The sequence below is a fragment of the Caldicellulosiruptor sp. F32 genome, from assembly GCF_000404025.1.
GTDB lineage: Bacteria > Bacillota > Thermoanaerobacteria > Caldicellulosiruptorales > Caldicellulosiruptoraceae > Caldicellulosiruptor > Caldicellulosiruptor saccharolyticus.
Genome location: NZ_APGP01000110.1, coordinates 41,943 through 51,950, shown reverse-complemented (window position 1 = coordinate 51,950; position 10,008 = coordinate 41,943). Strand labels below are relative to the sequence as shown.

The window sequence follows — 10,008 nt, the reverse complement described above, 5'->3', positions numbered from 1 at the left end:
CAGAAAATCTACCTCCATGGTCACCGATTACTTTTAGAGAGTCAGGAAAAACATATTACTTTCCTTTTAGATTAATTTTAAGCCAAGAACGTATTTTAGATGAACCTATGGTGAGACCAGAGTTTTCATATATTGCTGAAAATTTACTTTTAAGAGGTGGCTATAGGAAGACACATTTTCAAGCAGATGCAATAACGTTTTATAATGTCTCTAATATGGGTGTTTCTTATCAAGGAGAAAATAATGTTTTAACAATTGACGGAAAGACTTTTGAGCCTAAAATAGTTTTCCAGAAAAAGAAAGAAAAAATACCAGAGCGTTTTTGTTTTCGTGAGTTAATTCTTCAATCTTTAATTAAAAAGAAAATCAGAGATACAATATTTAGGAAAGTAATGGAGTATTTTAATTTAAATTACGATATAGCAGATTTTGAATTTTTAAGCGAAAAAGCCTTGCCAGAGGGATATGTTGATATTTTTGTAAAATTAAAACATCCAGTTGGATCAAATAAGTACATTCTTATTGAAGTAAAGGCGGGAAAAGCACAAAATAAGGACATAGAACAATTGCGGAGATACATAAATGAACTTAAGAGTGAAACTGTAGCTGGGTTATTAATAGCACAAAATTTCCCCAAAAATGTAAAAAATTGCATTAATGAGTCAATAATTCCTGTAAAATATTTTTTCGATGGTGTAGATAGAGAAGGAGAATATTCTTATTCCCAATTATTAGAAAACTAAGACTGGAAATAATTAATTAACCATGGGGGTTATGAATGAAAAGGGCTAAGTGCGAATCTGTCAGTGCCTTAGCCCTTTTCCATTTTAACCTGTGCCTCATACCAGTCAACAAATTGCTTAGCTGTTCTTGCTGAGCGGCCGTTGTAGTTCATTTCCCACTGCAGAGCAAGCCTGTGAAGCTTTTCTGTAATTTCAATTCCCCTTTTCTTTGCAATCTCATCAACAATTGCAAGGTATTCCTGCTGGGTTGGGGATGGGTATGTGACTACTATTCCAAACCTGTCAGCAAGAGAAAGTTTTTCTTCTAAAGTATCTCTGAAGTGTACTTCATCATCAGAAAGACCATTTCTGTCGCTAAACCTTTCTTTTACCAAGTGTCTTCTGTTTGAGGTTGCATATATAACAACATTTTGAGGCATTGCCTCTAAAGATCCTTCTAAAATGGCTTTTAGTTTGGTATAGTTTACCTCAATATCTTCAAAAGACAAATCATCTACAAAGATTATGAACTTAAGCGGGACATCTCTTAAGATTCTTACTAATTTTGGAAAAGTGTAAAGCTGGTCTTTGTATACCTCAACAACTCTCAAACCCATGTGAGAAAACTCGTTCAAAATTGCTTTTACAGTTGATGACTTGCCAGTTCCTCTGCTGCCATAAAGCAGGATATTGTTAACCCTTTGGCCATTTAAAAACGCCAAAGTGTTTTCAACAACAATCTTTTTCTGCCTGTCAATATTTACAAGGCTATCTAATCTTATTGGGTCTAAATTTTCAATACCCACAAGATTATTTCCGTCCCATGAAAAGCCTTTGTACCTTGCAAAGATTCCAAAGCCATTTTGCCTATGGAATTCTACAAGCTCCTCAATTAAACTACTCCAAGGACTTGTATCCAAGAACTTCTCAATGATATTTTTGACAGTATTGTCAAGGGTGGTGTGCGATAAGGCATTTGTGCTTTCACTCACTAAAAAATTTTCAGCCGAAAAGTTTGGGAAGTTATCCAAGCTTTTCAAATATTTTTCAATATCTTTTCCTGAAAAGTTTGATATAAACTCAAGACAGTCTAAATCATGGGCTGCAGCTTTTTTTAGACTCTCATCTACTGCTATATTGTTAATACCTTTTGCTGATAATTTTGCGAAGGCATTTTCACTAAAAAGAATTTTCTCAATAATGTATTCTTTCAAACTACACCCTGTGCTGGCTTCTAAAAGATTGTAATAAACTGTACTGTAAAGATTTATAACTTTTTTAAAATCCTGATTTCCATCGTCAATATAGCAGATAAGATTATACAGCTTTTCAAGAACACTATCATGAAGAAGGCTTCGATAGACTTTTAAACTTTCAAAACAGAGTCTATAGAGCCTTATTTTCTCCTCCATTGTAGCATATCTCCTTTGTACAAAAATTAAAATCTTTTGTAATAAAAGTTTTAATCAACTTTCCCTTGATTTTTAACCGAAGAGCCATAAGCTACTTAAGGATTTTCCAAACACTCAATGGTATCTATCTCACAACCAGTTCCAATTTCAACAATTTTTCCTTTTACAATCTTTGCTTTTGTGTTCTCAAGATATATTTCATCACCTTCAATTAATTCTGCTTAAAGGAATGGAAAAAACCTTTAAAGATAGTTGATAAAAATGGTATTCTCTTTGTCTATACATTTATTTTAGAACACCCAGTCTCTTTTGAAAAGTCTCTACTATTAAATTCATAATTTTTATTGACAAACTGTTAACAATCTGATAGTGTATGATTAAATTCAAATATACTCATACAAAGGTAGAGTGGAAAGTATGAATCTTGATGAAATTTTCAAGGCCTTGGGTGACCAAAATAGGCTTAGGATTTTAAATCTTCTTTTAGAAAATGAGCTTTGTGTGTGTGAAATTGAAAAGGTCTTAGGCCTTACTCAGTCGAATGTCTCAAGGCATCTTCATGAGCTAAAGAACAAGAGAATTGTTTCTTGCAGAAAAACATCACAGTGGGTTTACTATCGCGTATCTGATGAGTTTTGCAAAGAATATGGTGAGTTTTGTGAGTTTTTGAAAACAAAACTTTCTTTGCAGGAACTTTTTAAAAGCGATTTGGCAAGGTGTGAAGAAGAAAAGAAAAAAGGGTTTAGCTGCGAGAAAACTAAATAAAAAACAAGGGGATTTTTACAAAAGGTTAAAAAGAAGAAAGGGGATGTTTTGCATGAAACCCAAAGTTGCTTTTGTGTGTGTTGGAAATTCCTGCCGAAGCCAGATGGCAGAAGGTTTTGTACGTTACTATGGCAAAGACTTAATTGAAGTCTACAGTGCAGGTACAGAGATAGCAGATAAAGTCAATCCTCTGGCAATTGAGGTTATGAAAGAAAAGGGAATTGACATCTCAAGCCACTATCCAAAGACAATTTTTGATATTCCAAAAGAAGTAGATTATTTAATCACAATGGGCTGTGGAGTTGAATGTCCACGCCTACCTTGCAAACACAAAGAAGACTGGGGCTTGAGTGACCCTGCAGGAAAGCCTATCGAAGAGTTTAGAAAAATCAGGGATGAGATAGAAAAGAAGGTTTTGGATTTGATTGAGAGGATTAAAAAACAGTATTATTGACTTTGAGCTTGCAATTACGGTTGCTGTTTCAACATTTGGTTTGGGGGCAGAAGAAGCTTTTGCAACTTGTAATTGGACTGCTGATTGAAGTGCCTGTCAAACTTGTACTTGTCAACGTGGCGATGTATTTAAAGAGATTTTATAAAATAGTAAATAATGTCTTAAAGTAAGGTTAAGAAATGCTCTTTTTTTATTTTGAAGTCCTCAATTAATCTTCAAAGTATTGATTCAATAACTTGTATTTGATATAATAAAAAAATAGTAAATTAAGGAAGCGAAGTGAAGAAGATTGAAAGAAAAGAAAGTTAAAAGAAGTTTTTCATTGATAATAGTCGTAGTTATAAGCTTGATGTCCTTTTCTAAAGTTTTCTCAGCAGATATTTGGACAGAATGTGGACAAAAAATAAAAAAAATACAGCAGTCAAAAGACAATAGAGTTGTAGCAGTGGTAAATGGCGAGAAGATTTATAAAAAGGATTTAGAGATTGTGTATGCATTAGAACAAGCAAGCTATTTGTCTCAAAAAGAATCTTATCAGAAGCTTTCAAAGAAATACAAGACAAATTCTTTAAAGCCACCCGTGCAAAGGACAAAAAAAGAGGTTTTAAATGACATGATAGAACATTTCCTTTTGCTTCAGGCTGCTAAAAAAGAAGGATATTTTATATCAGAGAAAGAAGCAAAAGACTACTATGAGAAAGCAATGAAAACAATGCAGGAGATAATAAGTGGAAAAGTTTCAGGTGATGTGGAAGGTATAAAGCTTGCAAATGATACAATTGAGAAACTCATCAAAGGATGGGGAATAACAAGAAAAGAATATGATAAAAAGGCTATTGAGCAAACAAGAAGTATGCTTTCAATTCAAAAACTGCTTAATGCAAAATTTGAAGAGTTTAGGCTCAAGTCTAAGAATTTGGTGATTGAAGACTTCAGAAAGGAATATATAAATTCATTAAAGAAAAAAGCCAAAGTAACAATATATGAAAAGAGTATTTAAAAGTGGAATTTATATAGAAAAAGGCCACAGGCTTGAAAAGTCTGTGGTTTTTATTTTTTAACTTCGCATAAAATTTGAACTTTTTTAGAAAAGTGTTTTGAATATAATAAAAAATTAGCTGCTTGCTACTAAACAAGATTGGCTGGGAAGGAGGGAATAAAAAAAGAAGGCAAAAAGTACAGAAAATAGCTTTAAGGCTTTAAAATAAACATTGAAGAAAGGATGTGATTTTTTGAGCCAGAACTGGTTGTTTGAAGAAGCAACAAGACTGGCTCATGAATATGGCTTTAAAGTGTATGAAGTTACACAAACGGTTGTGAGAATTAGAACAATTTGCGACGAGTGGCTGATACAGTATGTTGAGGGTTCGAAAAAACCGTTTTACCTGTACCACTACAAGCAAAAGCCTCATCTTCAGAGAAAGTTCTATGATCTGCCTTTCTTGTTCAAGTCAGTTTGGCAGCATGACAGATTTGTCTTAAACGGACGTAGTACAGTTCCTATCGGAGTATATTAAAATCCCTGCGAAAATTAAAAATAACACAAAAGAAAGGAGGTGAGTTTAATAAAATGTAAGTAAGTATTTCTAGAAAAAGCTGAAATAAAATTTAAAGTAACAGCATGAATATTTGTGATATAATAAAATTTCGAAGGAGTGTGATAGTTTGGCAAATGTTTTTTTGTTTTTTGTCGGGTTCGTAGGGGGAGTTGTAAGTTTACTTTTGTATCTGAAATTTCATTTTCCAAAAGTGTCAAAAAAATCTTCCATCAAACTTGGACCGACTGTAAGGTCATTTGATGAATTAAAAGAGATGTTCAGCTCTACAAAAGAAGATGTGGAAAATGAGCTAAACGGCTATTTAGAGTTTTCCACAATCGAAAAAGGAAAAAAACTTGCTGAGAGAGTATTTTGCCATGTGACAGTGTGTTTGGGAATACTTGCCTCATTGGAGAGATTTGGTGTAAATCCAAGTGAAGTTTTTGAAAAGTTAAAGAATGAAAATGCAGTTCAAGAAGATTGCAGAAAATAAATGAAATATAACCTTAACAATTAAACTATTCCTTGGTGGTTATTGCCATCAAGGATTTTTTGTTATAAAATGTTTTTAATTGAGGGGTTATAAGATACAATTTTTAAAATTTGCAAGGGGGATTTTTAAATGGTTTGGATTAGAATATTGGGTCTGGATTTGGCATGTATTGCATTATACATTATTATTATGCATATTATCAAAAATTACATTATATTAAGCTTTCAAAACAGTAAGAACAAAGAGGAAGCAGCTGCAAAGCTAAATACCTTTTTTATTTGGTCAATATTTGTAGTTAGCACTGCAATAGGAGCGTTAGCTGGATTTTCGGTGGCAGCGATACTCAAGGTAAAGGGATTGCGTGAATTTACTTTGTTCATGATATTGTTAGCTTTTGAAATTTATGTTGTAATAATGTTTTTTACAAATAAAATTCATGAAAAAATTTTTGATCAAAAGTTAAAAAGTTTATTTGTAATAAGGCAGTTTGTGGTTGTTTCCTTGGGTTTAATTGTTATGCTTTTTATAGTTTTAATACCTATTTTAGCCAATTTAAAAACTGATGATTATAAATATACCTATCTTTTACCCATTTCTATTTTTATAGGGTTTTATTTATTTTGGTTAATATTTTTGAATCTGCAATATCCTAAGAAGGAACTAAAAATAGATGAATATCCTTTCATCAAAGAAGTTTTAAAAAAGTTTAATTTTGAAGATATAAAAGTTATTCTTCTTGAAACAATGGGACAAAAGTTTGCAAATCTTTTTGCAGCAGGTGTTTTTAAACCTCAGCTTTTAATCACTTCATATGCTTTAGAAAATTTAAAAGAAGACCAGCTTGCGGCAATTATGGTTCATGAAATAGGACATATAAAAAGAAACCATGTAAGAAAAATACTTTTGGGCTGGATTATAGCTGTATTTTATTATTTAGCCTTTGTTTTTGGACTTGAAAGTTTAACCAGTTATTTTGTAAAAAGCAACGTATCTTTTGTTCTTTTCATATTAGCTATCTTATTGGTAGGTACTACCCAATTTTTCATGTTAGTAAGTTATATTAGTCGAATTGCCGAAATTGAGGCAGACATATTTGTACTAAAAAGTGGTGTGGATAAAGAAATTTATGAGAACGCTCTGAAATCTATTTATGCGCTTAACTACATAAAAAGTGATGTTTCAAAACCACTTGAGAAGATTCAGTCCCACCTTTCACTTAAAAAGAGAATTCAGATATTGACTGATGCTGAAAAAACACAATATAAAGAATATTACCTACCTTTCAAAAAGGTTTATAGTATGTTGCTGGCAGCAATAGTAGTGCTCTTTAGTAGTTATATAACATTTGGTATACTACTGCCAAACAATAATTTGATTAAAGACTCCGCAAATATTGAAAAGATAAAATTGATAAAATATGTTCCAGCGCCGTCTGAAGGTAGTGGAAACGGCAATAAGGTTAATTTACGTGTGGAAAAAAACATCACTGACATAAAAGAAATACAAAGTATTTTAAGATGCATTAGCAAGACAAAAACTAAATCTGATTTTGCCAATACTCTATTTAAAAGGGATTATGAAATTGAAATATACAAAAAGAGTAGCCAGCCTACAATTTATTCTTTTTCATCAAGTTCAGGTGTGATTATGAAATATGTTTTAGCGGAAGATTTTGTAAAAGGGGGAAGTAAGCCATGGGTAGGGGTTAATAAAGAGCTTGGGAAGGTTATTTCAAAGTATTTCAATAGCAATGAAAATTAAAAAGATTCATTCGTGATATAGCAAATAAAAAAATTAAAGTGATAAAATTATGGTAACACTAAATTGTTGATTTTAAACAAATGAAATATGAATGGATAGGGGGATTGTTCTAATGATTACTATCAACAAAGAAAAGTGTGTAAACTGTTATAAGTGCATACGTGTATGTCCTGTACAATTTGCTAATGTTATTGACGGAGAATATATAAAACCTGACAATGATTTTTGCATCAAGTGTGGAAGATGTATAAAGCACTGTGAATATGGAGCAAGGGGTTTTATAGATGATATTTCTTTGCTTAAAGAGATGTTAGCTTCTGGTATAAAACCTATTGCAGTTGTTGCCCCCTCAGCAAGAGCCAATTTCAAAATAGGAAAACTTATAAATACTTTGAGGGAAATTGGATTTAAAGAGGTTTATGATGTTTCTTTTGGTGCGGATATAACCACTTGGGCTTATATCAGATACATTCAGCGTTTTTCCAAAAAAAGTGTTATTGCTCAGCCATGTCCTGCAGTAGTTAATTATATAGAAAAACACATTTCTCAACTTCTTAATTATCTGATTCCTATCTAAAGCCCAATGATGTGTGTTAGTATTTTTCTGAAAAAATATTTGAAAAAAACAGAACCAATAGTTTTTATTTCTCCATGTATTGCTAAAAAAGACGAGATAGCAAGATTTCCTGATATTGTCCAGTTGAATGTAACATATATTTCCTTGATGGAAGAATTTAGTGATGTATACAACAAGGCGGCTGATACAGGAAAGTTTGATTATGCTGAAGGGTATTTAGGAAAACTTTTTAGCAGACCAGGAGGATTAAAAGAGAACGTTCATGCATATTTCAAGGATGCAAAAGTAAAACAGATTGAAGGTGATATAATATTTGAATATTTAGAAAAAGACTATTTGAATACTCCAGACAATCAAAAACCTCTAATTGTTGACATATTAAACTGCCACGAGGGGTGCAATAAAGGAACTGCTACCAAATTAGATATTCCTATCGATGTAATAGATTATGAATTTGATGTTATGAAGAAAAGTACGTATAACAAATTCAAAAGTAAAAGATTGTTTAAGTTCTTCGACAAAAAACTCAAATTAGAAGACTTTATGACAACATACTCAAACAAAAGCAAGTATTTAGAAAAGCCTTCTTCTGATGTGTTAGAAAATATCTACAATGAAATGCTAAAAACCTCGATAGAAAAGAGAAATTTAAATTGTTCAGCTTGCTGATATGATTCTTGTGAAGAAATGGCTATTGCAATCTACTATGGATACAACAGAAAAGAAAATTGTATAAATTACTTAAAAGATAAAATGTCTCTTGAGAATGAAGAATTATATACCAAAAATATACAAATAAACAAACTATTATATAATATTAACAATACTCAAATTAAACTTGAGAAATTAATAAAAGAAGTGGCATTTGCTACAGATGTTGTAGATAGGAGTATGCAAGAGATAGCTGTTGGATATAGTGAGAGTGTTAAAGAGATTGAGAATATATCTTCTTCAGTTTCTGGATTATTAGCTCAAATTAAGTTACTTGATAGTATTAGTAAAGAGTTGTCTACAAAAATTGATATTCTAAACAAAACAAATAATATACTTCAGGATATAGGAAGTAGCATATCCCTTTATGCTTTAAATGCTTCTATTGAAGCTTCAAAAATAACTGAGTCAAAAGGTTTTTCTGTTATAGCCTCAGAAATAAGGAAACTTGCAGATAGAATGAAAGTTGAAACATCTATCATAAAAAAGGAATTTGATACAATGATCAGTTTGATGAACCAAATCCCTGATTTATCGGAGAAAATTTTAAATGCGATTGAAAATATAAACAGTTCTTTAGTGAATGAAAGTGCCCTGATTGAAGAATTAACGGCGAAAAGTGAGGAATTTCAGCTGAAATTTCACGACTCAATGCATTAATTCAGCAAGAAGGTGTATTAGAAGAAAAATAACTGAGGGGATGAAAAGCCTAAAAAATTACTTTTCTTAATTGTTTTGCTAATTGAGAGTGGGGGTCTTTGCAAACCTGGTTTGCAAAGACCTATTTTTGTTTTAAACATCTCTTATACAACTGATTCGCTTCTCGTTATTTTATTTATATACTATATACCGTGTATCAAGCTCAATCAAAGTAAAATTTTCTTTACATTACATGACCGAAAAGTCATAATAAATCTTGAGGTGAGGTTCTATGCCCAAGCAAACATTTTTAAACCTTCCAGAGGAGAAAAGAAACCTTATAACAGATACATTAATAAAGCACTTTTCACAAAAACCTTACCATAAGGTTGATATCTCTGATGTTGCAAGAGAGTGCAATGTTGCAAAAGGGAGTATGTACCAGTATTTTGAAAACAAGAAAGATATGTACTTTTACGCAATAGGGGTCTCTTACCAGAGATTTTTGAAACTTTTTGAAAAGCTTGATATGGTACATGTAAATCTATTTGATTACTATGAAAATTCAATAGAGACTACTTGGGTCGCAATGAAAGATCTCAAGAGTGAGTACCTGCTTTTGGAAAGAGCGTTTTTTTCACAAGACTCACCCTTTAAAGATGAGGTAAATGAGAAATTTTTGAAGCAGTCGAGAGAGTTTTTAGTAAAAATTATAAAGTACAATCAGCAAAAAGGATATATAAGGGATGATATTGATCCTGTTATAATTTCTATTTTCTTAGAAGGTGCAAGTTTTTATATGAAAAAATTTGTAATCGAAGAAGCACTAAGCAGAACATCAACAACACTTGATCTTGACATAAGTTATTTTAAAGATGCACTGTCTCAATTTATAAAACTTTTAAAAGAAGGAATAGGGAAAAAATAAATTTTATA

At 31.7% G+C, this 10,008-nt stretch carries 10 protein-coding genes and 2 pseudogenes; 10 read left to right on the top strand and 2 right to left on the bottom strand.

Going from position 1 to position 10,008, the window contains the following annotated elements; translation table 11 throughout:
• The coding region (locus H964_RS09910; protein WP_039767225.1) for an endonuclease NucS domain-containing protein at window positions 1–743 on the top strand (743 nt) is incomplete at its 5' end.
• 68 nt (window positions 744–811) lie between these two features.
• On the opposite strand, the gene H964_RS09905 is transcribed toward H964_RS09910, so the two are convergent.
• Together H964_RS09905 and H964_RS13570 are read right to left on the bottom strand one after the other, a co-directional pair.
• Window positions 812–2,134, bottom strand: coding sequence for an ATP-binding protein (locus H964_RS09905; protein WP_039767223.1), 1,323 nt, complete (start codon window positions 2,132–2,134; stop codon window positions 812–814).
• Window positions 2,135–2,229: 95 nt separating this feature from the next.
• Window positions 2,230–2,355, bottom strand: a pseudogene (locus H964_RS13570) (cell shape determination protein CcmA); the annotation flags it as partial.
• Between the two features lie 196 nt (window positions 2,356–2,551).
• Here H964_RS13570 and H964_RS09900 point away from each other — a divergent pair.
• The 9 genes and pseudogenes from H964_RS09900 (at window position 2,552) to H964_RS09855 (ending at window position 10,000) form a co-directional block, all read left to right on the top strand.
• Window positions 2,552–2,899 carry an ArsR/SmtB family transcription factor gene (locus tag H964_RS09900; RefSeq protein WP_039767221.1) on the top strand — a complete coding sequence of 116 codons (348 nt, stop codon included), beginning with the start codon at window positions 2,552–2,554 and terminating at the stop codon, window positions 2,897–2,899.
• A gap of 52 nt (window positions 2,900–2,951) precedes the next feature.
• Entirely contained in the window at window positions 2,952–3,353 is a 402-nt protein-coding gene (locus H964_RS09895) for an arsenate reductase ArsC (RefSeq protein ID WP_011916208.1), read from the top strand.
• A 289-nt stretch (window positions 3,354–3,642) separates the two neighbouring features.
• On the top strand, window positions 3,643–4,353 hold the full coding sequence (locus tag H964_RS09890) for a SurA N-terminal domain-containing protein (RefSeq protein WP_039767219.1): 711 nt from the start codon (window positions 3,643–3,645) through the stop codon (window positions 4,351–4,353).
• A 232-nt stretch (window positions 4,354–4,585) separates the two neighbouring features.
• Window positions 4,586–4,870: a hypothetical protein gene (locus tag H964_RS09885; RefSeq protein ID WP_039767216.1), complete on the top strand. Its 285-nt coding sequence runs from the start codon at window positions 4,586–4,588 to the stop codon at window positions 4,868–4,870.
• 148 nt (window positions 4,871–5,018) lie between these two features.
• Window positions 5,019–5,384, top strand: a complete 366-nt coding sequence (locus H964_RS09880; RefSeq protein ID WP_039767214.1) for a hypothetical protein — start codon at window positions 5,019–5,021, stop codon at window positions 5,382–5,384.
• A gap of 129 nt (window positions 5,385–5,513) precedes the next feature.
• Window positions 5,514–7,145, top strand: a complete 1,632-nt coding sequence (locus H964_RS09875; RefSeq protein WP_039767211.1) for a M48 family metalloprotease — start codon at window positions 5,514–5,516, stop codon at window positions 7,143–7,145.
• 91 nt (window positions 7,146–7,236) lie between these two features.
• A pseudogene (locus tag H964_RS13130) lies at window positions 7,237–8,391 on the top strand ([Fe-Fe] hydrogenase large subunit C-terminal domain-containing protein).
• Between the two features lie 18 nt (window positions 8,392–8,409).
• Window positions 8,410–9,093 carry a methyl-accepting chemotaxis protein gene (locus tag H964_RS09860; protein ID WP_039767203.1) on the top strand — a complete coding sequence of 228 codons (684 nt, stop codon included), beginning with the start codon at window positions 8,410–8,412 and terminating at the stop codon, window positions 9,091–9,093.
• Between the two features lie 271 nt (window positions 9,094–9,364).
• Window positions 9,365–10,000 carry a TetR/AcrR family transcriptional regulator gene (locus H964_RS09855; protein ID WP_039767200.1) on the top strand — a complete coding sequence of 212 codons (636 nt, stop codon included), beginning with the start codon at window positions 9,365–9,367 and terminating at the stop codon, window positions 9,998–10,000.
• The last annotated feature ends 8 nt before the right edge of the window (window positions 10,001–10,008 follow it).

Coding starts and splice junctions, on each gene's coding strand:
- H964_RS09905 (WP_039767223.1), bottom strand. CDS start 2,134: ATGGAGGAGAAAATAAGGCTCTATAGACTCTGTTTTGAAAGTTTAAAA.
- H964_RS09900 (WP_039767221.1), top strand. CDS start 2,552: ATGAATCTTGATGAAATTTTCAAGGCCTTGGGTGACCAAAATAGGCTT.
- H964_RS09895 (WP_011916208.1), top strand. CDS start 2,952: ATGAAACCCAAAGTTGCTTTTGTGTGTGTTGGAAATTCCTGCCGAAGC.
- H964_RS09875 (WP_039767211.1), top strand. CDS start 5,514: ATGGTTTGGATTAGAATATTGGGTCTGGATTTGGCATGTATTGCATTA.
- H964_RS09860 (WP_039767203.1), top strand. CDS start 8,410: ATGGCTATTGCAATCTACTATGGATACAACAGAAAAGAAAATTGTATA.
- H964_RS09855 (WP_039767200.1), top strand. CDS start 9,365: ATGCCCAAGCAAACATTTTTAAACCTTCCAGAGGAGAAAAGAAACCTT.